Origin of the sequence: Devosia soli, assembly GCF_000970455.1 — a bacterium.
GTDB classification, from domain to species: Bacteria; Pseudomonadota; Alphaproteobacteria; order Rhizobiales; family Devosiaceae; genus Devosia; species Devosia soli.
Genome location: NZ_LAJG01000024.1, coordinates 83,306 through 106,784, shown reverse-complemented (window position 1 = coordinate 106,784; position 23,479 = coordinate 83,306). Strand labels below are relative to the sequence as shown.

22 protein-coding genes are annotated in these 23,479 nt (G+C 62.4%); 18 read left to right on the top strand and 4 right to left on the bottom strand.

Annotation, left to right across the window (positions count from 1 at the left end):
- Positions 1-66 precede the first annotated feature (66 nt).
- From VW35_RS14065 to VW35_RS14045, 5 genes are all read left to right on the top strand, one after another.
- On the top strand, positions 67-909 hold the full coding sequence (locus tag VW35_RS14065; RefSeq protein ID WP_046143828.1) for a carbohydrate ABC transporter permease: 843 nt from the start codon (positions 67-69) through the stop codon (positions 907-909).
- A gap of 119 nt (positions 910-1,028) precedes the next feature.
- Entirely contained in the window at positions 1,029-2,231 is a 1,203-nt protein-coding gene (locus VW35_RS14060) for an ABC transporter substrate-binding protein (protein ID WP_046143827.1), read from the top strand.
- A gap of 102 nt (positions 2,232-2,333) precedes the next feature.
- Positions 2,334-3,410, top strand: coding sequence for an ABC transporter ATP-binding protein (locus VW35_RS14055; protein WP_046143826.1), 1,077 nt, complete (start codon positions 2,334-2,336; stop codon positions 3,408-3,410).
- Between the two features lie 27 nt (positions 3,411-3,437).
- Positions 3,438-4,304, top strand: a complete 867-nt coding sequence (locus VW35_RS14050) for a MurR/RpiR family transcriptional regulator (RefSeq protein WP_046143699.1) — start codon at positions 3,438-3,440, stop codon at positions 4,302-4,304.
- 59 nt (positions 4,305-4,363) lie between these two features.
- Positions 4,364-6,376, top strand: coding sequence for a beta-N-acetylhexosaminidase (locus tag VW35_RS14045; protein WP_046143698.1), 2,013 nt, complete (start codon positions 4,364-4,366; stop codon positions 6,374-6,376).
- 202 nt (positions 6,377-6,578) lie between these two features.
- Here VW35_RS14045 and VW35_RS14040 read toward each other — a convergent pair whose 3' ends face one another.
- Positions 6,579-8,036: a M81 family metallopeptidase gene (locus VW35_RS14040; protein ID WP_046143697.1), complete on the bottom strand. Its 1,458-nt coding sequence runs from the start codon at positions 8,034-8,036 to the stop codon at positions 6,579-6,581.
- Positions 8,037-8,226: 190 nt separating this feature from the next.
- Here VW35_RS14040 and VW35_RS14035 point away from each other — a divergent pair, with 190 nt between their 5' ends.
- The 11 genes from VW35_RS14035 (at position 8,227) to VW35_RS13980 (ending at position 17,345) form a co-directional block, all read left to right on the top strand.
- Positions 8,227-8,610: a RidA family protein gene (locus VW35_RS14035; protein WP_046143696.1), complete on the top strand. Its 384-nt coding sequence runs from the start codon at positions 8,227-8,229 to the stop codon at positions 8,608-8,610.
- A gap of 247 nt (positions 8,611-8,857) precedes the next feature.
- Positions 8,858-9,634, top strand: coding sequence for an SDR family oxidoreductase (locus VW35_RS14030; RefSeq protein WP_046143695.1), 777 nt, complete (start codon positions 8,858-8,860; stop codon positions 9,632-9,634).
- Entirely contained in the window at positions 9,631-10,692 is a 1,062-nt protein-coding gene (locus VW35_RS14025) for a D-TA family PLP-dependent enzyme (RefSeq protein WP_046143694.1), read from the top strand. Before VW35_RS14030 ends, VW35_RS14025 begins: the two co-directional genes overlap by 4 nt.
- Before the next feature lie 103 nt (positions 10,693-10,795).
- Complete coding sequence (locus VW35_RS14020) at positions 10,796-11,023, top strand: hypothetical protein (RefSeq protein ID WP_046143693.1); 228 nt, start codon at positions 10,796-10,798, stop codon at positions 11,021-11,023.
- Between the two features lie 40 nt (positions 11,024-11,063).
- Positions 11,064-11,642: a DNA-3-methyladenine glycosylase gene (locus VW35_RS14015; protein ID WP_046143692.1), complete on the top strand. Its 579-nt coding sequence runs from the start codon at positions 11,064-11,066 to the stop codon at positions 11,640-11,642.
- A gap of 97 nt (positions 11,643-11,739) precedes the next feature.
- Complete coding sequence (locus VW35_RS14010; protein ID WP_046143825.1) at positions 11,740-12,057, top strand: hypothetical protein; 318 nt, start codon at positions 11,740-11,742, stop codon at positions 12,055-12,057.
- Positions 12,058-12,123: 66 nt separating this feature from the next.
- Positions 12,124-12,453 carry a hypothetical protein gene (locus VW35_RS21820; RefSeq protein WP_200896899.1) on the top strand — a complete coding sequence of 110 codons (330 nt, stop codon included), beginning with the start codon at positions 12,124-12,126 and terminating at the stop codon, positions 12,451-12,453.
- 58 nt (positions 12,454-12,511) lie between these two features.
- Complete coding sequence (recQ, locus tag VW35_RS13995) at positions 12,512-14,362, top strand: DNA helicase RecQ (protein ID WP_046143691.1); 1,851 nt, start codon at positions 12,512-12,514, stop codon at positions 14,360-14,362.
- A gap of 164 nt (positions 14,363-14,526) precedes the next feature.
- On the top strand, positions 14,527-15,504 hold the full coding sequence (locus tag VW35_RS13990; RefSeq protein WP_046143690.1) for a heparan-alpha-glucosaminide N-acetyltransferase: 978 nt from the start codon (positions 14,527-14,529) through the stop codon (positions 15,502-15,504).
- Positions 15,505-15,577: 73 nt separating this feature from the next.
- Positions 15,578-16,321, top strand: a complete 744-nt coding sequence (locus VW35_RS13985) for a sulfite exporter TauE/SafE family protein (protein WP_046143689.1) — start codon at positions 15,578-15,580, stop codon at positions 16,319-16,321.
- 112 nt (positions 16,322-16,433) lie between these two features.
- Positions 16,434-17,345, top strand: a complete 912-nt coding sequence (locus VW35_RS13980) for a LysR family transcriptional regulator (RefSeq protein WP_052951742.1) — start codon at positions 16,434-16,436, stop codon at positions 17,343-17,345.
- A 91-nt stretch (positions 17,346-17,436) separates the two neighbouring features.
- Here the strand turns inward: VW35_RS13980 and VW35_RS13975 are convergent, their stop codons facing one another.
- From VW35_RS13975 to VW35_RS13965, 3 genes are all read right to left on the bottom strand, one after another.
- On the bottom strand, positions 17,437-19,170 hold the full coding sequence (locus tag VW35_RS13975) for a PAS domain S-box protein (protein WP_161796913.1): 1,734 nt from the start codon (positions 19,168-19,170) through the stop codon (positions 17,437-17,439).
- A 10-nt stretch (positions 19,171-19,180) separates the two neighbouring features.
- A complete protein-coding gene (locus VW35_RS13970) occupies positions 19,181-20,017 on the bottom strand; it encodes a sugar phosphate isomerase/epimerase family protein (protein WP_046143688.1) in 837 nt (278 codons plus the stop codon).
- A gap of 122 nt (positions 20,018-20,139) precedes the next feature.
- Positions 20,140-20,970, bottom strand: coding sequence for an amidohydrolase family protein (locus VW35_RS13965; RefSeq protein ID WP_046143687.1), 831 nt, complete (start codon positions 20,968-20,970; stop codon positions 20,140-20,142).
- A 137-nt stretch (positions 20,971-21,107) separates the two neighbouring features.
- Between VW35_RS13965 and VW35_RS13960 the strand changes: the two genes are divergently transcribed.
- Both VW35_RS13960 and VW35_RS13955 read left to right on the top strand, forming a co-directional pair.
- Complete coding sequence (locus VW35_RS13960) at positions 21,108-21,878, top strand: N-formylglutamate amidohydrolase (RefSeq protein ID WP_046143686.1); 771 nt, start codon at positions 21,108-21,110, stop codon at positions 21,876-21,878.
- A 42-nt stretch (positions 21,879-21,920) separates the two neighbouring features.
- Positions 21,921-23,465: an amino acid permease gene (locus VW35_RS13955; protein ID WP_046143685.1), complete on the top strand. Its 1,545-nt coding sequence runs from the start codon at positions 21,921-21,923 to the stop codon at positions 23,463-23,465.
- Positions 23,466-23,479: the final 14 nt, after the last annotated feature.

Here is a 23,479-nt window from a genome sequence, read left to right as displayed (position 1 = left end):
GAAGTCGCAGCCGTCGACAGTCCTGCCGTCGTCAAGCCAAAGGCCCGCGTGCGCAGCACCAAGGCCATGATCGACCGCTACAAGTGGTACGAGGTGGCAGGGCTCTACCTCGGCATCGCGCTGTTCCTGTTCTTCGTCCTCGCGCCGTTCATCGAGGGGTTCCTGGTTTCACTCAAGCCGCTGTCGCAGCTTTTTTCGACGCCGTATAGCTTCATCCCGAAGGTGTGGTCCTTCGATGCCTATGTGAACATGTGGAGCTCGGTTCCCATGCTCGGCATGCACATCTTCAATTCCTTCTTCATTTCCTCGGTGGTGACGCTGATTGTCGTCATAATCGTCGTGCCAGCTGCCTATGCCTTTGCCCGCTTCAACTTTGCCGGGGCAGGCGTGCTGCTCGGCATGTTCCTTGCGGTCAACATGTTCTCGGGCGCGGTTCTTCTCATTCCGCTCTTCCGCCTCATGCGCAGCCTTGGCCTCCTTAATACCTATTTCGCCATGATCGTGCCGGGCGCAGCCTTTCTGATCCCGTCGTCCATCTGGCTTCTGCGCACCTATATGATGCGCATTCCGCGCGAGCTCGATGAGGCCGCCTGGGTAGATGGCGCGAGCCGGCTCTATACGCTGCGCCGGGTCATCCTGCCGCTCGCCATGCCGGGCATCGTAGTTGTCGCCATCATGACCTTTATCGGCGCCTATGCGCAGCAGTTCATCTTTGCGCTGACCTTCAACTCCAAGACCGAATTCATGCCGCTGCCGATCGGGCTCTTCGCCTTCTTCGGCAAGCAGGAGGTGATCTGGAACGAGCTGATGGCGGCCTCTTTTGTCGGAATCCTGCCGGTCATGATCGTGATCGTGTTCCTGCAGCGCTATCTCGTCGCCGGCCTGACCGCCGGTGCCGTGAAGCAATAAGCCAGACCAACAGGGAATTGGAGACCGTTCGGCGCCTCGCAAGACGACGGACGGCCTCCTGAGAGGGTCCGAGGGGACCCACATCAAGGGAGACTAGAATGAACAAGACTATCGGTTTGATGGCCGTGTCGATGCTGGCACTGACCAGCGCCGCCACCGGTGCCTTCGCCCAGGACGTGAAGGAAATCTCCTTCATCAACTGCGGCGACGAGCTTACCGCCGGCTATGCCGAATACTTCGCCGAGTGGGAAGCTGAAAACCCGGGCTACAAGGTCGTGCCGGAAGTGGTCGGCTGGGGCCAGTGCCAGGATAAAGTGACGACGCTTGCCGCTGCCGGTACGCCCGTTGCTCTTGCCTATGTGGGCTCGCGCACGCTCAAGCAGTTCGCCCAGAACGACCTCATCGTTCCGGTGCCGATGACCGACGAAGAAAAGGCCGGCTACTACAACTACGTTCCCGAAACCGTGACCTTCGACGGCACGCAGTGGGGCGTTCCGGTCGCCTTCTCGACCAAGGCCCTCTACTGGAACAAGGACCTTTTCGAACAAGCTGGTCTTGATCCGGAAACCCCGCCCAAGACCTGGGAAGAAAAGATCGCTTTCGCCAAGCAGATCACCGAAAAGACCGACGCCGCGGGCTATGGCCTTGTCGCCAAGACTTTTGACAACACCATGCACCAGTTCCTTCATTGGGTTTACACCAATGATGGTCTCGTGATCGACGCCGATGGCAATATCGTCATCAACTCCCCGCAGGTCCTGGCCGCCCTGACTGCGATCAAGGACATCACGCCCTATTCCGAAGAAGGCCCGACCGCCTACGAACAGAACGAAGTTCGTGCGATCTGGCTCGACGGTGGCGTCGCCATGATCGAAGCCTCCCCCAATGCCGGCAACCTTGCGACCGAAAAGGGCATGAACTGGGGTGTTGCCCCGCTCCCGCTCGGTCCGGATGCCAAGGGTCCCGGCACGCTGCTGATCACCGACGCTCTCGCCATCTTCAAGGGCACCGGCGTCGAAGAACAGGCCACCAGCCTTGCCAAGTACATCACCTCCGGCGAACGCCAGTGGAACGCCGAAATGGCACAGGGCCTGACCCCGCTCCGTCCGCTCGAACCGCAGACTGCTGAACTCCTGGCAGAAAAGCCCTATTGGAAGCCGTTCCTCGACGGCATCGAATTCGGTGGTCCCGAGCCGCTGTTCACCGACTATATCGGCCTGCAAAACACGCTGATCGAGATGGTGCAGTCGGTGGTGACCGGCGCTGCCGAACCGCAGGCTGCCCTCGAAAAGGCCGCTGCCGAACTCGAGCAGTACAAGTAACCTCGTCTGATCCCGCCGTCGCCCTCTTGAGGGCGGCGGTGGCCACCATTTCCCAGAATGCCTGCCCGCGGGAACCGACCCGCCGACCGGAGCCGCGCAAAAATGTCGCAACTGAGCCTCAAGCGCCTCGAAAAATCCTTCAACGAAGCCCGCATCATCAAGGGCATCGACCTTGAGGTGGCCGAGGGTGAATTCGTGGTTTTCGTCGGTCCTTCCGGCTGCGGAAAATCGACGCTGCTGCGCATGATCGCCGGCCTTGAAGACGTCACCCAAGGTCAGATCGAGATCGGCGGCAAGGTCGTCAACGATCTGCCACCGGTCGAGCGTGGCATCGCCATGGTGTTCCAGTCCTATGCGCTTTATCCACATATGAGCGTTTACGAGAACATCGCCTTCCCGCTGCGTGTCGAAAAACTCCCCCAGGCCGAAGTCGACAAGCGCGTTGGCGCTGCGGCCAAGGTTTTGCAGCTCGAATCGCGGCTGCAGCACCGCCCGGGCCAACTGTCGGGCGGCCAGCGCCAGCGCGTCGCCATTGGCCGCGCCATCGTGCGCCAGCCCAAGATTTTCCTGTTCGACGAGCCGCTGTCGAACCTCGATGCGGCGCTGCGCTCGGAAATGCGCATCGAACTGATGGAGCTGCACAAGCGGCTCGGTTCGACCATGATCTATGTGACTCACGACCAGATCGAAGCCATGACCATGGCCGACAAGATCGTCGTGCTCAATGCCGGTGAAATCAGCCAGGTCGGCTCGCCGCTCGACCTCTACCACAAGCCCGACAATCTCTTCGTCGCCGGCTTCATCGGTTCGCCCAAGATGAATTTCATCAATGGCAAGGTGCGCAGCGCCGATGGCTCGACCGTTGCAGTCGATCTTGGCTCGCTCGGCATGCTGCGGCTGCCGCGGACGAGCACCGCCGTTGCCGGCCAGGATGTGACGGTCGGGATTCGGCCCGAACACATGAGCCTGGGCGAAGGCGAGTTCACCATCGAGACCGTGCCCAATATCGTCGAGCACCTCGGCATCCACACCATCGCCTATTCGACATTGCCCGGGGGGGAAGCCTTTATCGGCCTTTTCGAAGGCAATCCGGAGATCGCCGATGGCAAGCCGCTGCGCGTCAGCTTTTCGGTGGCCGATGCTCATCTCTTCGACGCACGGGGCCTGGCTGTCTACTAAGGCCGAGGAGACCGGGGGAGGCGGGAAATGCTCGACATTGTCGGACTGTTGCAGACCGAGAAGAACGACTTCACCCGCTCCGAACGGGCGCTGACCGAGATCGTCCTCGCCGATGTCGACAGCGTCCTCAAGATGAGCATCGTCGATCTCGCCGCCCATGCCGACGTGTCGCCGCCGACGGTAACGCGCTTCTGCCGGCGTCTGGGGTGCGATTCCTATGCCGATTTCAAGGTACGGCTGGCCCAGTCCCGCTTTGTCGGCCAGCGCTACTTTGCGCCCGCAGCGGGCCCGAGTTCGGTGCACGAGATCGCCCAGGGCGTCGTCAATGGCATCCAGTCGATCATCTACGAAACCTTTGATAACCTTGATTTCGCCGCGGTCGAGCGGGCAGCCGAAAGCATTGCGAAATCGAGTTTCGTGCTGTCCTTCGGGTCGGGCGGGGCCTCTTCGATGATGGCCGGCGAAATCGAAACGCGGCTTTTTCGCCTTGGCCTCAAGGTCGCTTCGACCGACGATCACCAATTGCAATTGATGCGTGTCGCCGCTGCGCCGCCGGGCACGGTCATCGTGGCCTTTTCGCTATCGGGCAACAATGCCCAGCTCGCCAAGACCCTGACGGTCGCAGAGGAATATGGGTTGACGCGGGTTGTCGCGACGCGCTCGGGCTCGATGGTTTCGGCGCAGTCCGACATCCTGCTGCCGGTCAATTGGCATGAGAATGCCGATATCCTGCGGCCGACCCCTGGGCGTTATGCCTTCCTGGCGACGGTCGATGTGCTTTCGCAAACCGTTGCAACCCGCCTCGGTCCGGCAGCGGTCGCGAGCATGCGGCGGATCAAGCACCAGCTCGTCGTCAATCGCGACGGCGACGATGGACAGCCGCTCGGCGACTGACCCGATTTTCCGGCCCTGCGCCCATCCGAGCGGCGGCCTTTCCAGCCAAAGAGATTGTCATGACTGCGCAATTTTCTCTCGTCACCACCTGGACGCCCGCCTCCGATACCGAGCCGCTCGGCTACGGCATCGAACTCACCAATATCGGGGACGAGGCAGCGAGTAACTTTGAGCTCGGCTTTTCAGGGCCCGCCCGCGTCGATCCGCATGCGACGCTCGAGAACGGCAAGCTCCTGAAGCGCCTCTCGAACCACACGCTGATCGCGCCGCCCGACGGCTTCGTGCTTGAGCCTGGTGCCACCTGGACGGCAACGGCGCGCGGTCTCTCCTATGGGCTAAGGCATTGGAGCGACGGCGCAAATTCAGCTTATGTGGTGTTGGAGAATGGTCAGGTCGTCACCATTCCCACCCAGCCGACCAAGGGCAAGGGGCACAACGCGCCGCTGCTGAAAGGCGCGGCGAAATTTCCGGTGCCAGCCAAGGCGCCGGTTGCCCACCCGATCATTCCCTGGCCCAAGTCCGTCGCAACGACCGGCGGCCGGATCGCGCCGGTCGGGCTCGATCTCAAACCGCAGAGCGAAGCGGCCAACCGCGCCGCCGCGGCCTTTGCCGGGCTTGTCGACGACCTCTTTCCGGTCGAAGCCATCGTGCGCCCGGCCTCGGAAGCCGGCATGCCGGTCGATGTCATCGAAAAGGCGGGCCTCGGGCCGGAGGCTTATGAACTGAGCTTTGGCGAGGATCGCGCCAGCATTGCCGCCAGCACGCGGCAGGGTATGTTCTATGGCCTTGTCACGCTTGGACAAATCCTGCGCGGCGCGCGACACTATCCGCACACTTTCAGCTTCCCCACAGGTGGTACGATCACCGATGAGCCGGGCTTCGGTTTCCGCGGCTCGCATCTCGATGTGGCGCGCCAATTCTATACCGGTGCCGAAGTCAGCCAGCTTCTCAAGATCATGGCCTGGAACAAGATGAACCGGTTCCACTGGCACCTGACCGAGGACGAGGCCTGGCGCATCGAGATCGACGCCTATCCGGCGCTGACGGAAGTCGCTGCCTGGCGCGGGCATGGTAAGGCGCTTCCGCCACTGCTCGGTTCGGGACCGCAGCCGACAGGTGGCTTTTATTCCAAAAATGTCGTTCGGCAGATTGTTGCACTCGCCGATAGTCTCGGGATCACAATAATCCCCGAGATTGACATGCCTGGGCACTTTTATGCGGCGTTGCAGGCCCTCCCCGAATTGCGCGACCCGAACGAGACCGGCGAATACCAATCGGTCCAGGGTTTTCCGAACAACAGTCTAAATCCGGCGCATGAGCCCGTGTATAAGTTCGTCGAGACGGTGATCGACGAAGTGCTGGACCTGTTTCCGGCGGGCATCTTCCATCTCGGCGCCGACGAGGTGCCGCTGGCTGCCTGGTCGGGCTCGCCGCTGGCGCTCGACATGATCGAGACGCTTGCTGGTCCGGCGATGCGCGAAAAACATGCCAAGCAGTTCAACCAGTTGGGCAATCACCACGGCGCAGACGAAATCGAAGGTTCGCCCACGGCGATCCTCCAGGCCGAGTTCATCAAGCGCGTCCATGCCTATATCTCATCCAAGGGCGCGATAACCGGTGGCTGGGAAGAAGCAGCCCATGGCGATGCGGTGGACAAGGCAAAATCCTATGTCATCGGCTGGCGCAATGTGGAGATCAACGCCGCGCTTGCCGAGCGCGGCTTCGACATCGTCGTTTCGCCAGGCCAGCGTTATTACCTTGATATGGCGAATGGAATTTCCTGGGCGGAGCCCGGCGCCGGGTGGGCCGGGTGGTCGGGACCGCAGGAGACTTATGAATTCGAGGCGCGGGCAGGGTTTTCCGAAGAGGGACTGAAGCACCTGCTCGGCGTCCAGAGCTGCATCTGGTCGGAATCGATGACCGATCGCGCGATCTTCGATCGTCTTGTTTTTCCTAGGCTTTCAGCGGTGGCAGAGGCCGGGTGGACGCTACCGGAGCGGAAGAGCTGGGAGCGGTTCAAGGCGCTCGTCGGGCTCATGCCGATCATGTATGGGCATTGGGCAGCCGAATAAGAAAAGCACAAAATTACCCAGACCGCCGGTCTCGAGCGGCGGCTTTCTGTTAGCAGTCCGTTAGCGTCGACGTGTGGGGAAGGCGGAGTTGGTTAGGCTATCGTCATGAACCGGCTGTCATCCCCGCGCAGGCGGGGAGCCATCTTGAGATTTCAGGATGGGCGCCGGCCTTCGCCGGGGTGACAATCGAGAGCGGGGTAGATCAGCCCCATGGGTTTTCAACCATCGGCCAGATGGTTTTTGGCGCTTTGCGATAGTCGGTTTCCGCCGGGCGGTTGGGATAGGGTTTGCCGGCCGAACAGTAGATGATCTCGGACGCGATTTTCGAGAACGAGTCGTAAAAATGGTTGGTCGACTTGATCAGCAGAATTTTCCGCGATTTCGGGTCGATGCCGAGGGCCGAATAAAGGCTGGGATCAAAACTCTGGGCGCGGGTAGAGTTGAGGATGACGTCGATGCCGTCGAAGTGAATCCAGGCGGCGTCGCCAAAAGGCGCAAAACTCTCGCCGAAACGCATCTGGGCGTCGCGGATAAGCCTTTTCACCGTAACGCGCTTGTCGATGGGCTGGCCCGTATAGGGCGCAGACTTGGCGCCGAATCGGAGCTGGATTTCGGCGCCTTCGCCGGCGGCAAAGCAGATCTGGACGGCGATCGGGTCCCAGATGGTGCCAACGGCAACGTCGGTCGCTTGTCGGCGGATGAGTTCGGCAAGAAGAACGGTGGCGTCGCCCGCCGTGCCGCCGCCGGGATTGTCCCAGACATCGGCAATGACCACAGGCCCCTTGGGCGCGAGCATGGCCTCGGTCACGGCGGTGTTTTCATCGACCTGGGCAACCATGAAGGTGCCGCGCATGGCAAAGAGTTCGCGGCCAAGCGTTTCGGCGAAGGCTGCGCCCTTCGTCGGATCATTGTCGGTAACGGCGACCACTTTGGTTCCCATTTCCGGCACGTCGCCGGCCATAAAGCCGTGCACGACCGAAAGAGACAAAAGACCCGGTTCGGACTTTTCGAGGGTGAGCAGCTTGTCGACGAAACCGCGCATCGGCTGCTTGGATGTCGGGAAAACGTCGATCATGCGGCAGTCGAAGATCGACATGACCGGCTTGATCTCGCCCTTGAGGGTGCTAACGGCGATGTCCCAGAGGTCGCGGGCACGGTCGACGAAGTCGGTATGCGGGAATTCCTTGAAATAGACGAAAAAGTTGGCCGCTGCGGCGCGCTTGGCAGTGAGGTGGCTGTGGGGGTCGAGTTCGGCGCAGATGAGGACATCGGGGCCGACGATCTCACGCATACGGGTCAGAAGATCGCCCTCGGGATCGTCATAGCCCTGGGCGACCATGGCGCCATGAAGGCCCATGACCACAGCATCGACCGGCATGGCGGCACGGAGTTGATCGAGAATGGCGTCGCGCAATTCTTCATAGGTGGCGCGGGCGACGAGCCCCGCGGGGTCGGCCCAGGAGGCGCTGCCTTCGATCAGGGTCCAGCCCTCGCGGGCGCAGACCTCGCGCCCGACGGTGATCGGCGCGGTGCAAAGCGTTGGGGTCGCCGGATGTTCGCCAGGGCCGGCGTGAAGCGAGGCCTCGAAGGCGCGCTTGTCGATGGCAATGGGCGAAAAGGTATTGGTTTCGGTGGCGAGGGCCGCGGTGAAGACGCGCACGACAGGCTTCCAGCTGCAAGAATTGCGGGCGCCCGGATGCGACGCCGATTGAGAGACTATCATAGAGATCGGGCGGCTTCACGTAAGAAATTTACACTCTTATGGGCCTCATGAGCCGGATTTGGCTTCATTTCAGCCGCTTTTCGGGTGAGAAAAGAAATTGAATTTCATCTCTATCGAGGAGAGGCCGATGCCGATCAAACGTTATGGCGCTGAAAAATCGGGTGCCGGTGGCCAGAACCTGCCCTTTGCCCGCGCCGTCGAAGCCGGCGGCTGGCTCTATGTCTCGGGCCAGGTGGCGATGAAGGATGGCGAGATCGTCAAGGGCTCGATCGTCGACGAGACGCACCTGACGATCAAGAACGTCCTGGCCATTCTGGAAGAAGCTGGATATGGGCCCGAGCACATCGTGCGGGTGGGCGTGTGGCTCGATGACCCGCGCGACTTCTGGAGTTTCAACGGCGTCTATAAGAGCTATTTCGGCGAGCATCCGCCAGCGCGGGCCTGCGTGCAAAGCCGCATGATGGTCGATTGCAAGGTCGAGATAGACTGCGTGGCGTATAAAGGGCCGTAGGTCGTGCGCCCGGTTGGCCATAGCGGCCTGCAAACGCCAGTTTTCTCCGCTTCCGGTGCTCACGTACTGATGTACGCTCCGTCAAAGCCCTACGAGCGTAGCTCTATGGGCGTTCTTCGCTGAGAAAGGTCCACTGGACCTTTCTCTGAGCACTCAGAACTTCTCGAAAACCGGCATTTTCGGCTCGCTCTGACTGAACTGTCCACACAACCTAGTGCCGGACTACCCGCACGTTGGAGGAACAAAAGTGTCGGAAAATCCCTTCCGCCTAGACGGCAAGACCGTGCTGATCACCGGGGCCGGTGGCGGCATCGGGCGGTCGTTGGTTTTGGTGTTTCATGAGGCTGGCGCGCTTGTCGTTGGAGCGGATCGCGAGGCCGGCCTTCTTGATGGGCTGCCGCTCGTACGCAGCGTGCTCTTCGATCAGGCCGACATGGCCGGGACGCGGGCGGCGGTGTCGGCCGACATTGCCGATCATGGCGTCTATGATGCCGTGGTGGCCAATGTGGGTTTTACCCGGGCCGAGCACTTCGGCATGGTCGATGACCAGGTCTGGGCGAGCGAACTCAACATCAATCTCAATGGCGCCTATGCGCTGACCGACCCGATCATTACCGCCATGGGCCAAAGGGGTGGCGGGGCACTGGTGTTCATCTCGTCCGTCAATGCCATGGCCCATTATGGCAACCCGGCCTATTCGGCGGCCAAAGCCGGGCTCGTCGCTTATGCCAAGGGCATTGCGGTCGAGCGTGGCGCGGAAGGCGTGCGGGCCAATGTCGTCGCTCCTGGCTCGGTGCGGACGCCGGCCTGGGATCATCGGCTGGCGGCCGATCCGACGCTCCTCGACAATGTCTTGCCGCACTATCCGCTCGGGCGCATGGTGACCCCGGTCGAGGTGGCCAATGCGGCGCTGTTCCTGTGCTCGGATGCCGCCTCGGGCATTACCGGCACGCTCCTGCCAGTCGATGCCGGACTGACGGCGGGCAATCTCCGATTCGTCGATGAAGTGCTGAGGGGCAAATGACCTCCATATTCGAACTCGAAACCCCGGTCGTGCTGGTCGATATCGACAAGGCCGAAGCCAATCTCAAGAACGCGCAGGATGCGGCGAACCGGGCCGGCATCAAATTGCGACCGCACATCAAGACCCACAAGCTGCCGCGCTTTGCCAAGCGCCAGGTGGAACTGGGGGCAGTGGGCATCACTGTGCAAAAGCTCGGCGAGGCCGAGGTGATGGCCGATGCCGGGCTGGCTGACCTGTTGCTCACGTTTAATATCGTTGGCGAGAAGAAGCGCGCGCGGCTGAAAGCACTGCATGACCGCGTGACCATTCGTGTCGTGGCCGACAGCGCCGACACCGTCGATGGGCTTGCCGAGACCTTTGTCGATTCCGCAAAGCCGCTCGGCGTATTTGTCGAATGCGATACGGGCATGGGGCGCTGCGGCGTGCAGTCGCCCGAGGCGGCGCTTGCGCTGGCGAAGAGAATCGCGGCGGCCCCGGGCCTCGCCTTTGCCGGGCTGATGACCTATCCCGCGGCCGGCAAATATCACGAGGCAGCCGACTGGCTGGCCGATGCCAAGACGCTTTTCGATGACAAGGGCGTGGCCCTGCCCGAAATCACGACGGGCGGGACGCCGGATATCTGGCACATGAGCGAAGCCGGGGTCGCGACCGAATATCGGCCGGGCACCTATATCTATATGGACCGCTCGCAGGTGGCGGCGGGCGCCGCGACCTATGACCAGTGCGCCCTGGCGGTGCTGGCGACGGTGGTGTCGCGGCCGACCGAGAGCCGGGCCATCATCGATGCCGGCAGCAAGACGCTGACCAGCGATCTCCTGGGCCTCCAAGGTCACGGTTATGTTCTCGATTTCCCCGAAGCAAAGATCGTGGGGCTGAGCGAAGAGCATGGCACGCTCGACGTTTCGGCCTGTGGCGTAAAGCCCAAGATCGGCGACGTGATCCGCATCGTTCCCAATCACTGCTGCCCGGTGAGCAATCTTTTCGACACCGTCACGCTGGTGCGGGGCGAGGCTGTGGTCGAGACGGTGCCGGTCGCGGCGCGCGGCCGGGTCGATTGAGGGGTCGGCCAGGCGGGAGAAAATTTCATTCTCCCGGTGGTGGCCGGCCAATTGACAGTGACAGCCGCTTTGACGAGACTCTTGCCTATCCAAGGAGGTTCCAATGTCCTGGATCAAAGTCCGGCTCGGCGCTGGAACGCTACGGATCAAGCCTCGTTCGCAGATGCGGTCCTTCGAGACCGAGGGTGTGGTTCCCAAGCTCGATCTCGGGCTCTTCGTGATTTCCTGGTGGAGCGATGCGGCGCAGAAGCGATATGCGGGTACCCACAAATGGACCTACAAGATCCCGGGCGGATCGGGGTCCAATGAGCCGGGGTCGCCGGCCAACTGAAACAGGGCTGGCGAGGCGCCCGCTTTCGCGGGCGTGACGCGTGGCCGTTTCGCCGCTTTCGAAAGATTTCTTCGATCGTCCCGTGACGGTGGTGGCGCCTGACCTTGTTGGCGCGACCTTGCTCGTCGATGGCGTCGGTGGGGAAATCGTCGAGGTGGAAGCCTATGACGAGGGCGATCCCGCCTCGCACAGTTTCCGCGGGCCGACGCCGCGCAATGCGGCGATGTTCGGACCGGCTGGGCATGCCTATGTCTATAAGATCTACGGGATTCACTACTGCCTCAACTTCGTCTGCCACAAGGGCAGCGCCATCCTGGTGCGGGCTTTAAGGCCGACAATGGGGCTGGCGCAGATGCACGAGCGGCGGGGCGGCGTTGGCGACAAGCAGCTTTGCTCGGGGCCGGGAAAGCTCGCCGAGGCCTTGGGGATCACGCTCGAGCAAGACCGCCTGCCGCTCGATGTGTCGCCGTTTGTTTTGCTGCCGCGATCGGCGCCGCAGGATGTCGCGGCGGGGCCGCGGATCGGGATCAGCAAGGGGGTGGAGACGCCCTGGCGGTTCGTGGCGCGGGGCTCGGCCTATCTCAGTAAGCCCATGAAATCTTCCTCCCCGATACTGTGATCAGCCTGGCTGCAACCGGCCGATGGCGATGCCGTTGCTCCTGACGATGGCGACGTCCTTCGATGGGCCGCCCGCAGTCTTGAAACAGGAGGAAGCAATGCCCCAAGGCGACAAATCCGCCTATACGGATAAGCAGAAACGCAAGGCCGAACATATCGAGGAAGGCTACGAGAAGAAGGGTCTCGGCAAGGACGAGGCCGAGCGCCGCGCCTGGGCTACTGTCAACAAGGACGATGGCGGCGGCAAGAAATCCGGCTCCGGCCGTGGCAAGGATACGGGCCACCCCGCGGCGCACAAGGGCGGCGAAAAAGGCGGCAAGGCAGCGGCCAGCCGCTCGGCGGCAGAGCGATCCGCTTCGGCCAAGAAGGCTGCTGCGACCCGCAAGCGCAATGCCGAGCAGCACGCCCATCACTAGGGGCAGACAGCTTGCCTGTCCGCAGGCGCCGTGCCAGTTTCTGCGCCCCTGAGGGCGGAGCACGGCATGGGACGCGGACTTTTGTTACGACTGGGCGGGCTTTTAGCGATCGCCGTCGGGCTTGGCGCACTTTACTTTTTTCTCTGGCTTCCGCTGCAGGAAGCGCAGGCCGGCGCGGCGCAAGTGAGCTACCAATTGCGCGTCTTTGCGCTTGTGCCGCTGTGTCTCGTCTTTGGCTTGATCTTCCTCCTTTTCGGCGAGCGGTTCGAATACCGCACGCCTGACCATAAGAACCTCACCGCCGCCGGCTGGATCGCTCTGGCGATCGTTGCTGCGCTGACGGCAATGGGCTGGTGGTGGTTCGATCAGCAGTTCGCCGCTCTCGGCTATGTGTAGGGGATAGGCGAGGCGGATGCCCTTGCGGCTCACCCCGCCCTCATGATTCAAGGGTCGCGTGCAAGCGCTCGATTCATTTGATCTGTTTTCGCCCCATCGCGCCGAACGGCTGACCCCGCTCGATGTTCTGCGCGAGATTTTTGGGCACAAGCAATTTCGCGGGCAGCAGTCCAAGGTCATCGACCAGCTGGTCAAGGGCGGCGATGCCGTCGTGCTGTTCCCCACCGGCGCCGGCAAATCCATGTGCTACCAGATCCCGGCGATCTGCCGGCCGGGCGTCGGCATTGTCGTTTCGCCGTTGATCGCGCTGATGCGCGATCAGGTCGAGGCGCTCAAGCAAGCCGGCGTTGCGGCCGCGGCGCTCAATTCCTCGCTCTCGGCCGAAGAGCAGAGCGCAGTGCGCCGGAAATTGCGGGCGGGTGAACTCGATCTTCTTTATGTGGCGCCGGAGCGGGTGGCGACGCCAGGCTTCGCCAATATGCTATCGGGCGTCGATATCGCGCTTTTCGCCATCGACGAAGCCCATTGCGTCAGCCAATGGGGCCATGATTTCAGGCCCGAATATCGCGAGCTGATCCACCTCGTCGAACTCTTTCCCGGCGTGCCGCGCATTGCCTTGACGGCAACGGCCGATCCGACGACGCGCGAAGATATCATCGAACGGTTAGGGCTCGAACAGGCGGAGGTCTTTACGACCTCGTTCGACCGGCCCAACATTTCCTATTCGATCGTCGAGCGGGACAAGGCGCGCGAGCAATTGCTCGATTTCCTCTCGGGCCACAAGGGCGAGAGCGGCATCGTCTATTGCCTTTCCCGCGCCAAGGTCGAGGACATCGCCGACTATCTCTCGGGCAAGGGCATTCGGGCGCTGCCCTATCATGCGGGCATGCCCGCGGAAATGCGCAGCGCCAATCAGGATGCGTTCCTGAAGGAAGAAGGGCTCTGTCTCGTCGCCACCGTCGCCTTCGGCATGGGGATCGACAAACCCGATGTGCGCTATGTCGCGCATATGGACCTGCCCGCCTCTATCGAGGCCTATTATCAGGAAACCGGCCGCGCCGGGCGCGATGGACAGCCGGCCGATGCCTGGATGAGCTATGGCATGGCCGATGTGGTGCAGCGCCGGCGGATGATCGACGAGGGCAATGCGCCCGACGAGATCAAGCGCGTCGAGCACGGCAAGCTCAATGCGCTGCTCGGGGTTTGCGAAACGGCGGAATGCCGGCGCAAGGCCATCCTCAACCATTTTGGCGAGGCGCATGAGGGCAATTGCGGCAATTGCGATACCTGCCGCTCGCCGGTCGAGAGCTGGGACGGGACGGAGGCCGCGATCAAGGCGCTGGCGGCGATCTATCGCACCGGGCAGCGGTTTGGCGCGGCGCATGTGATCGATGTGCTCGTGGGCAAGGAAACCGAAAAGGTTCAGCGTTTCGGGCACCAGAACCAGCCGGTGTTCGGGCAGGGACAGGAGCTCGATGCCAAGGCCTGGCAGTCGGTCCTGCGGCAATTGACGGCAATGGGGCTGATCGTCGTCGACCACGCCAACCATGGCGCGCTGACGCTGGGCGAGGGTGCGCGCGGAGTGTTCAAGAAAGAGCGCAGCGTGACCCTGCGCAAGGACCGGCCGAGGAAATCGGTCGAGGTGCGGCGGCAATTGCGCACCGCGACCGACGTGCCAGAACATGCGCGCGGGCTCTTCGAGGCGCTGCGCACCGAGCGCCTCAAGATCGCCAAGGCCCAAGGTGTGCCGCCCTATGTGATTTTCCACGATGCAACGCTAAAAGCCATGGCGCTGGCGCGGCCGACCCATCCCCATGACATGCTGAACCTGCCCGGCGTGGGTCAGGGCAAGCTCGACCGCTATGGCGATGCGTTTTTGGCGGTGGTTGTGGGGTATGCCGGGGATTGAGGTTATCTTTGAGCCCTCATCACCCCTACCCAGCCTCCCCCATCAAGGGGAAGGTGCCGTATCGCGTTTGAGGAAGTTTCCGCGATTGACCTCTGTCCTTCACCTTCCCCTCTATGGGGGAGGCGCCGGGAGGAGGTGGCGGATTTCAGGATGAAGGCAGTGTCATGGCCGAACTGAGTGCGAAAAAGAGCCGCCTGCCGGCCATCGACATTGCTCGCGGCGTCGCCATTCTCGCCATGGCGAGCTATCACCTTTGCTGGGATCTCTGGTATTTCGGCTTTATCAGCGCCGATGTCGGCTTTGATCCGCGCTGGGTGTTTTACGCCCGCTCGATCCTGGCGGTTTTTCTGTTCCTTGTCGGCGTCGGGCTGGTGCTCGGCCATGGGGAGGGCATTCGCTGGAAGAGCTTCTGGCGGCGCTGGCTTTTCGTCTTTGCTGGCGCGCTGGCGATCACCATCGGCACCTGGTTCACCTTTCCCGATACTTTCGTCTATTTCGGCGTGCTGCATGCCATCGCGCTGTTCATGTTGCTTGGCCTGCCGTTCTTGTTCGTGCCGGTCTGGCTTGCGGCGGTGGTCGCGGTGGCGATGATCGTGCCGCATTTTTTCTTTGCCGATCCGCTCTTCAACGAGAAGCCGTTTTCCTGGCTCGGCTTCTGGGTCGAGCCACCGGTCACCAATGACCTCGTTCCGGTCTTTCCCTGGTTTGGCGCCGTCTTGGTCGGCATTGTTGCGACGCGGCTCGCCAAGGCGCGCATATTGCCGCGGCTCGCGACGATCCAGCCGAGGGGAAAGACGCCGCGCGCGCTGGCTTTTCTCGGCCGCTGGAGCCTCCCATTCTATCTCATCCACCAGCCGGTGCTGCTTGCCATCATCGTGCCACTCTCGATGCTGCTCGGCACGCAGGATGCGCTGCGCGAGCGTGATTTCCTCGGCTCGTGTCAGGCGACTTGTGAAGCTGCCGGAACAAGCGCTGAAATGTGCACCATCTATTGCCAATGCGGGCTCGAAGGACTGACCGAGGATAATCTTTGGGACAAGGTCTATTCCGGCGTGCTGACGCCTGAAGAGCAGGCCAAGCTCGATGAAAACAACCGGCAGTGTTCGGCAAAGATCTATCCGGAACTGCTCCAAGACCCCTAGCCGCGTCGCACTGGCATGACCCCTTGCCCAAAGCTGGCTGGCCCCGCGGCGCCGGCTCAGTCATCCTGTTGTCATGTCACCCCTCGTCCTGGCCCTGATCGCCCTCGCCACCTTCTGCACCTCGATCCTGTCGGGCATTTTCGGCATGGCGGGGGGCATGATCCTCCTCGCCGGCCTGATGGCCCTGCTGCCTGTGGCGACGGCCATTGCCGTCCAAGGCGCGATCCAGCTGGTTGCCAACGGCTCGCGGGCGATTTTTTCGCGGGCCTATATCGACTGGCGCATCCTCGGCACCATTCTCCTCGGGCTTTTGACGGCCGCAGCACTTCTCTTCATCATCCGCTACACGCCCGATTTCGTTACCGTCTGCATCGCCGTCGGCCTGATGCCGATCCTCGTCTGGATTCCGAAGGATTGGCTTGCGCTCGATGCCAGCAAGCCCGTGCACGGTTTTCTCTGCGGCTTTTTCGGATCGGGACTAAATCTGGCGGTCGGCGTCGCCGGGCCAACCATCGACATCTTCTTTATTCGCACCGAAATGGACCGGCGCACCGTCATTGCGACCAAGGCGGCGGCGCAGGTTCTGTCCCATTCGGCCAAGATCGTTTTTTATGGCGCCATGGCCTCGGCAATGGCGCCGGGCGACTGGATCATTGCGCTCATCGCAGCCCCCTTTGCCATTATCGGCACCAATGTCGGCTATCGCATCCTGCAGCGCTTGAGCGACGAGGGGTTTCGGCGCTGGACCCGCTATATCGTCACCGGCATCGGCATTTTCTACCTGATCCGTGGACTGATCGCCCTGCAAGCGGGTTGAGCTGCAGACTTTGCGCGTAACGCATGCGCTTTCGCACGGAAAAATCGTCAAAACCTGCAGCGCACATTTGCTCTCCCGGGCTTGATCATTATGGTGCCGGTGGGGAGACGACATGGCACCTTTCGACAGCGTTACCGCGCGCCTTATCTTGCTGCTGGCCGAGACCGGCTCGATCGGCCGCGCCGCCGAGCGCGAGGGCATTGCTTCATCGGCCGTGAGCCGGCGCGTTTCCGATCTCGAAGCGCGTCTCGGCGTCGTGCTCTTTGACCGGTCGGCCCAGGGCGTCAAATTGACGAGTGCCGGGCAAGCCTATGCCGAAGGCTGCCGCACCGTGCTGCGGGCCATCGCCGACCTCGATGCCGTCATGGCCGAATATGGATCGGGCCAGCGAGGCAGCTTGCGTCTTGCCTGCACCGGATCGGCATTGACCGGGCGCCTGCCGGAACTGCTTGCCCGCTACGCCAGGAAATTCGAGGGCATCGAGATCGCCATCGCCGAAATGGGCGCTGCCAAGGCGCTGCTGGCGCTCGACGAAGGCCGGGCAGATATTGCCATCGTTTCGGACAACTACGATTTTGCCCGCTTCGATATCCGCCCCTTCGAGGACGAGCGGGTCTGGGTTCTGGCGCCGCCCGACCATCCGCTGGCAAAGCAGATCGAGCCACGCAAGGCCATCTCATTTGATCAGACGCTGCCCTATCGCGTGGTTGGCGTGCACCATTCCGGTTCGCTCGATCGCCTGCTTGCCGACGCGGCGACCAAGCGCGGGACGCCGCTCGACGAATCGCTCCGCGTCGAAAGCTTTCCCGCCTTGGTGCGCATGGTCGAAGCCGGCTTCGGCATCGGCTTTCTCCGCTCGACGAGCCTTCATCTCCTGGCCGGCACTGACCTTGTCTGCGCTCCCCTCGCGGAAACCTGGGCCATGCGGCAATTGCTTGTGGCGCGACGGAAGTCGAGCCCGCTTTCGGCGGCAATGAAGAGCTTCATCGCCCTTTGCGCCGAGACTTATGCGCCATCGGCCTAGACATGGCGGGCCCGGTCAAGGCGGGTTTCCGAGAAGATATGCTCAGAATAATCCATGAGACAGAGATCGGCGGACAGCGCATCGGCGTCTATTATGGGTGAGCGGTCCTGATATCGCCGAAAGAGACGAGCTGGCCACGCCCGCCTGCCTTGGCGGCATAGCAGGCTGCATCCGCTTCGCCCATGAAGCCGAGCGCTGAAGCCGGGCTTTGCGCGATGGTGGTGAGGCCAATGCTGGCGCCGATCCTATAATCGCGGCCGACCCAGGAGAAAACGAGCGAGGCAATGGCACGCCCTATCTTTTCTCCGATCTCCCGACCATTGGTGGGCGGACAATCTTCGAGCAGCACCGCAAATTCATCGCCCCCGATACGGGCGGGGAGGTCATGCTCGCGGCAGGCGCCGCGGATGGTTTCGGCCACCTGCTTGAGGAGCGCATCGCCCGCGGCATGCCCGGCCGTGTCGTTGACCGGCTTGAAGCGATCAAGATCGATATAAAGGAGGCAATGCCGACGGCGCTGGTCGCGCGCTGACGCGATGGCGTGGTTGAGGGCGCGGTCGAACGCGACGCGGTTGGGAAGGCCCGTCAGATCGTCGTGGCTGGCCGAATGGGCGAGCTGGCGCTGAAGGGCCCGGCTCTGCGTCACATCCTGGAAGACGAGGACGGCGCCGGAAATCCTGCCCTCGGGCGTGCGGACCGGGGAGGCCAGGCAGCGAATGTCCCGGCGATGACCGTCGCGCGAAACCAGCACCACCTCATCGGCAATTTCGGTCGTCTCGCCGTGGGTCAGGCACAAAATGGCGGGGCAGGGCGCGGCTTCTTCGGAATGATAGCGGAGCGGCAATACGGTTTCGGCCGGAAGGCCCTTGGCTTCGAGCGCCGAATATCCGGTGAAATGCTCGGCGGCGGGGTTGATGAAAGTCACCTTGCCCTGCGCATCGGTGGCGATCATGCCATCGGCAATGGCTTCGAGCGTGACGCGCAGGCGTTCCTTTTCGGCAGCCAGTTCCTGCTCGATGGTTTTGAGATAGGTTATGTCGGTATCGGTGCCGATGGTGCGCAGGGCATTGCCGTCTTCATCCCACTCGACCGGACGGCCGCGGCTCATGATCCAGATATAGCGGCCATCGCGGGCCCGTTCGCGATATTCGAGCGCGTCAAAATTTTCGTCGCCGCGATCCTGCTTTTCGATATCGGTGAGGACGCGGGCCACATCGTCCGGATGGACGCGCGATATCCACTGGTCCTGGTGATCCTTGCCGATGACCTCGTCGTCGGCAATGCCACGCATGCGCCGCCACATACGCGAGTAGAACATGGTGTCGTTGCGGATATCGTGGTCCCAGACGCCTTGCCGGGCGCCTTCGAGCGCAAAGTTCCAGCGGCTTTCGGAATGGGCCAGCGCTTCCTCGGCGCGCTTTTGCAGTTCGATGCTCGTGACCTGGATCATCACGCAATCGGGCCCGCCCTCAGCGTCCCGCGCAAGCGCTGCGGCGAGCATCACCCAGATGGGCTGGCCATCGGCGTGGCGCATGCGATGTTCGCCGCGATAAAGCTCGGCTTCCCCGCGCGCGAGGCGCTCGAGGCGCTGCCGGCCGGCATGGGCATCGCTCCCGTGGAGGAGGTCGAAGCCGTCAAGGGCGTCTTCTGGGTCGAGCCGATAGCCGAGGAGGCGCGTGAACGCCGGGTTTAGATAGCGCGCGGCCCCGTCGAGCCCGGTGAGGAGCATACCGACCGGCGCAATCTCGGCAAGCCGCGAGAGCACGGGGACCTCGCGCTGATCGGTTTTGGATCGAACCGCCCGCCGCTGCGCGGGTCGCGCCATGCGCATTGGCTCAGCCCTGGTCGAGGCGCGAGAGGATGAAATCGCGTTCCTGGGCAAGGCCGGCCCATTCGTGGGGATGCTCAGCGTCAAAGATCAGCGTGTAGGGGCCCTTATAGCCTGCATTTTCCGCGGCCATGACACACGCGCCATAATCGGCTTCGTCGAGCTCTCCATCGGCAAAGCTCGCCTTGGCGTGGCAAAGCTCGGCGCGCGGAAAGATCGAGGCCAAGTCTTCGTATTTGCCCGGACCCGACCAATTGCCGAAATCTCCGAGAAGCCCGACCTTGCCTTCGAGCCGATCGAGAACCTCATGGACGACGCTCGGGCTCGAAAGCAGATCGAACCAGTTTTCGGTGACGAGGCGTAGCGGCGCCCCGGAATTGGCATCGGCCAACTGGCGCAAAGCCGCGACCGAACGATCGATGGTCTCGGGTGTCAGCTTTTGCTTGCCGGCAATGATGCGGGCATTTTCGGCGCCGAGCTCGTTCGCGACCTCGATCCAGCCGGCGATCCAGGCGGTGTCGCGCGCGCCATTGACCGGGTCGGTGATGTCACCGGCATCGATCAGCAGGGTCTGGAGCGTGACTTCGGAGACGCGCAGCTGCTCGCGCAGCTCGGCGAGATAGACCGGATCGCGGCTGCGCATATGGAAGGAGACGATCTCGAGGCGATGATAGCCATGATTGGCGAGCACCGAGGGCAGTCCCAGAAGGGATTCGCTGCCTTCGCCATAGGTGTCTTCGCCCGGACCGATGGCGGACGTCGTCAGGTCGTGTGCATAGGTCGTGCCCAAAAGGCGATGCAACGACCAGGTGGAGACCGCGATGCGGTCAGCACTCTGGGCCATAGGTAGTCTCCCCGTTCCTCGCAATCAGAATCTCACGCGACCGGACGCGGCGCAATTCAATTTCGTGGCCAGTCAGGTCTTAACGCCGTGCCGCGCCCTTGCGTAGCGCCTGACACAATGCATTAGGCAAGGCGATAGATCCGCTCGGCATTGCCGGCAAAGAGCTTTTGCTGGTTCTCCGCGCTGTCGGAACCGACGATTTCGCGGAGGGATTCGACCCAGCGCGTGAGCGTTCCGGTTTTGGTGACAACGGGATAATCGGAGCCGAACACGACCCGGTCCCACCCAAAACTGTCGATGACATGTTCGACATAGGGCCGCAGCGTTTCGGTTGTCCAATCCGGATCGCAATGATTGGCGATGCCCGAGACCTTGCCCTGGACGTTGGGCAAGCCGGCAATGGCCCTAAGATCGGCGCGCCACGGGTCAAGGCCAATGCCGTTGATATCGGGGTTGCCGCAATGGTCGAGGATGAAGGTGACCTCGGGCAGTTTCCGCGCCAGCGCCAGGCCGAGATGGAGCTGGTCGGCACGAAGGCAAAGATCGAAGGTGAGCCCGTGCAGGGCGAGACGCCCGAGATTGTCGGCAAAGAGCTGCGGCGTGCTGACGGCGTCGTCGACCTCGTGAAGGATGCGCCGCAGGCCCTTGATCCGCGTCCCGCCGATGGCAAGAAGCCGGTCGAGCTGCCGGGGAAAGTCGGCAAGTTCCGGGCGGCAGGCGGCGACACAGCCGACAATACCGGGAAGGCCGAGAACGAAAGCCGTTTCGCTTTCGATATCGGGTTCGGCGACATCGACCTCCATATGGAGTGCTTGCTCGATACCCAGGGTCTTAACTTCCGCCCAATAGGTGTCGGCCGGCCAGGGCCGGTTGATCGCCGGCGCGCCTTTGAGCCAGGGATAGGAAAGGCGATCGGGATAGATCAGGTGTAGATGGGTATCGATGATGCGCATGGGTCCTCCGCCCCAAAGCTAGCAGCAGAGATATTGCCCCCGTCAATGGCCCGCGCGCGGTCTCAGAGCCTCGATTGACAGGACTGGCCCATTTGGCGCTAGTATCCAAAAGGTTAACGCTCGTTCCATGAGGCCATATGGACGATGAGGCGCAAAAAGCGGTGCTGGTGACCAATGCGCGGGGCAATTCGCCCTTCGTCATCGTTTGCGATCACGCTTCGAACCGCATTCCCGAGCGCTATGGCGATCTCGGGCTGTCCCCGACCGAAAGGCTGAGCCACATCGCCTGGGACCCCGGCGCCCTGGCCGTCAGCCGCAATCTGTCCGATAGCCTCGATGCGCCGCTCGTCGAATCCACGGTCTCGCGCTTGATCATCGACTGCAATCGCGCGCTCGATGCGCCCGATCTCATCTGGACGCTTTCGGAGCGGACCCGCATTACGGCCAATGACAACCTTAGCGAAGATGAGCGCCAGTTCCGGATCGCCAATTATCACCGGCCCTTTCATGGCGCCATCGAGATGCTGCTCGAAGCCCGGCGCAATGCCGGCAAGGACACGATCCTTGTCTGCATGCATTCCTTTACCCCGGTCTTTCTCGGACTGTCGCGGCCTTGGCCGATCGGCCTCATCCACGGACGCGACACGCGCTTCACCAAAAGCCTCCGCGACGCGCTGGCCGCGGAAAGGCCGGACCTCAATACCGGCTGGAACGAGCCCTATGCCGCGCTCAACGGCGTGACGCTGACACTCGAAAAGCACGGCGACGGCAATGGGCTCGATGCCACTATGATCGAAATCCGCAATGACGAAATTCTCTCGCCCGAAGGAGCGCGCCGCTGGGCGGGTCTGCTCGCGCGGAGTTTGGAGGCGGCGCGCCTGAAGCGCCGGCCAGCGCCGGTGCATTAGGGACGAGACACAAGGGTTCAGCATAACCAAGGGGACTGGAAGATGGCTGAGACCAAGAGAGTGGGGAGCGTCGCTTATGCGACGCGCGACAAGTCGTACTTCGAAAAGCGCGGGCTCGAGCGCTATGCCGGCATCTGGAGCCTTTGGGCGCTCGGGGTCGGCGCGGTGATCTCGGGCCACTTTTCCGGCTGGAATTTCGGCTTCATGACCGGCGGCTGGGGCGGCATGCTGGTCGCCGGCATCGTCATCGCGGTCATGTATCTGGGCCTGGTTTCATCGATCGCCGAAATGAGCCCGGCACTGCCCCATACTGGCGCGGCCTATTCCTTTGCGCGCACCTCGATGGGGCCATGGGGCGGGTTCATCACGGGGCTTTTCGAAAATGTCGAATATGTGCTGACCCCGGCGGTGATCTGCACCTTCATCTCGGGCTATTTCGGCTCGATCACCGGGCTCGATACGGCCTATTATCCACTGCTCTGGGTCGTGTTCTTCGCCATTTTCCTCGCGCTCAACATCTTTGGCGTGGCGCTGTCTTACAAGGTAACGCTGGTCGTTACGCTGATTTCGCTCGCCGGCCTTGCGTTTTTCTGGGTGAGCGCGCTGCCCAATATCGATTTCGGGCGCTGGGCCTTGAACATCGGGGCCGGGCCGGATGGCGCGGCCGTCGAACTGCCCGAGGGCAATGGATCGTGGTTCCCGTTTGGCTGGCAGGGTGTGCTGGCGACATTGCCCTTCGCGGTCTGGCTGTTCCTCGCCATCGAGCAGGTGCCGCTGGCGGCCGAGGAATCGGTCGATCCCAAGCGCGACCTGCCGCGCGGCATTCTTCTCGGCTTCTGCACGCTGCTGCTTTCGGCCTTCATGATCGTCTTGCTCAATCCCTCCATTCCCGGTGTCGGCAGCTTTGCGCTCGGCTCTTCGCTCGAGCCGGCGCTCGATGGCATTCGCGCCATCTATGGCGATGCGGCAGCCCCGCTCTTCGGCATCGTGGCGCTGATCGGGCTCATCGCCTCGTTCCACACCAATCTTTATGCGCAAGGCCGGCAGGTCTATTCGCTGAGCCGGGCGGGCTACTTCCCCTCGGCGCTGTCGGTGACGCATGAAAAATACAAGACCCCGCATCTAGCGATGATCGCGGGCGCAACGCTCGGCCTCGTCGTCATGCTGGCCATCTGGTTCGTCAATGGCGGTGGGGGGCCGGGCGAAACCCAGCTCGGCGACGATATCATCGGCTCGGTGCTGCTCAACATGGCCGTGTTCGGCGCCATGTTGAGCTATATCATGCAGGCCCTGAGCTTCATCATCTTGCGGCGCAACCAGCCCAACATCGAGCGGCCGTTCCGCTCGCCGGTTGGCATTCCCGGCGCGGTGCTGACGATCGTGATTGCGGCAGTGACGCTCTTCTATCAGCTCCAGGACCCGAACTTCTTCAAGGGAGTCATCTGGGTGATCCTCTGGTGCGCCGTTGGCGTCGTCTATTTCGCGCTGATCGGACGGCACAAGCTGATCCTGTCGCCGGAGGAAGAGTTCGCGCTCGAGCATCGCGGCGATGCGGCCGTAGCCGCGGCGGTGGCGCCCAAGGCATAGGACTAACCCACTGA

What these genes read in the sequence shown, in the direction of transcription:
- VW35_RS14065 (WP_046143828.1), top strand. Translation starts at nt 67, where the DNA reads ATGATCGACCGCTACAAGTGGTACGAGGTGGCAGGGCTCTACCTCGGC.
- VW35_RS14060 (WP_046143827.1), top strand. Translation starts at nt 1,029, where the DNA reads ATGGCCGTGTCGATGCTGGCACTGACCAGCGCCGCCACCGGTGCCTTC.
- VW35_RS14055 (WP_046143826.1), top strand. Translation starts at nt 2,334, where the DNA reads ATGTCGCAACTGAGCCTCAAGCGCCTCGAAAAATCCTTCAACGAAGCC.
- VW35_RS14050 (WP_046143699.1), top strand. Translation starts at nt 3,438, where the DNA reads ATGCTCGACATTGTCGGACTGTTGCAGACCGAGAAGAACGACTTCACC.
- VW35_RS14045 (WP_046143698.1), top strand. Translation starts at nt 4,364, where the DNA reads ATGACTGCGCAATTTTCTCTCGTCACCACCTGGACGCCCGCCTCCGAT.
- VW35_RS14035 (WP_046143696.1), top strand. Translation starts at nt 8,227, where the DNA reads ATGCCGATCAAACGTTATGGCGCTGAAAAATCGGGTGCCGGTGGCCAG.
- VW35_RS14025 (WP_046143694.1), top strand. Translation starts at nt 9,631, where the DNA reads ATGACCTCCATATTCGAACTCGAAACCCCGGTCGTGCTGGTCGATATC.
- VW35_RS14020 (WP_046143693.1), top strand. Translation starts at nt 10,796, where the DNA reads ATGTCCTGGATCAAAGTCCGGCTCGGCGCTGGAACGCTACGGATCAAG.
- VW35_RS14010 (WP_046143825.1), top strand. Translation starts at nt 11,740, where the DNA reads ATGCCCCAAGGCGACAAATCCGCCTATACGGATAAGCAGAAACGCAAG.
- VW35_RS21820 (WP_200896899.1), top strand. Translation starts at nt 12,124, where the DNA reads ATGGGACGCGGACTTTTGTTACGACTGGGCGGGCTTTTAGCGATCGCC.
- VW35_RS13990 (WP_046143690.1), top strand. Translation starts at nt 14,527, where the DNA reads ATGGCCGAACTGAGTGCGAAAAAGAGCCGCCTGCCGGCCATCGACATT.
- VW35_RS13985 (WP_046143689.1), top strand. Translation starts at nt 15,578, where the DNA reads ATGTCACCCCTCGTCCTGGCCCTGATCGCCCTCGCCACCTTCTGCACC.
- VW35_RS13980 (WP_052951742.1), top strand. Translation starts at nt 16,434, where the DNA reads ATGGCACCTTTCGACAGCGTTACCGCGCGCCTTATCTTGCTGCTGGCC.
- VW35_RS13975 (WP_161796913.1), bottom strand. Translation starts at nt 19,170, where the DNA reads ATGGCGCGACCCGCGCAGCGGCGGGCGGTTCGATCCAAAACCGATCAG.
- VW35_RS13970 (WP_046143688.1), bottom strand. Translation starts at nt 20,017, where the DNA reads ATGGCCCAGAGTGCTGACCGCATCGCGGTCTCCACCTGGTCGTTGCAT.
- VW35_RS13965 (WP_046143687.1), bottom strand. Translation starts at nt 20,970, where the DNA reads ATGCGCATCATCGATACCCATCTACACCTGATCTATCCCGATCGCCTT.
- VW35_RS13960 (WP_046143686.1), top strand. Translation starts at nt 21,108, where the DNA reads ATGGACGATGAGGCGCAAAAAGCGGTGCTGGTGACCAATGCGCGGGGC.
- VW35_RS13955 (WP_046143685.1), top strand. Translation starts at nt 21,921, where the DNA reads ATGGCTGAGACCAAGAGAGTGGGGAGCGTCGCTTATGCGACGCGCGAC.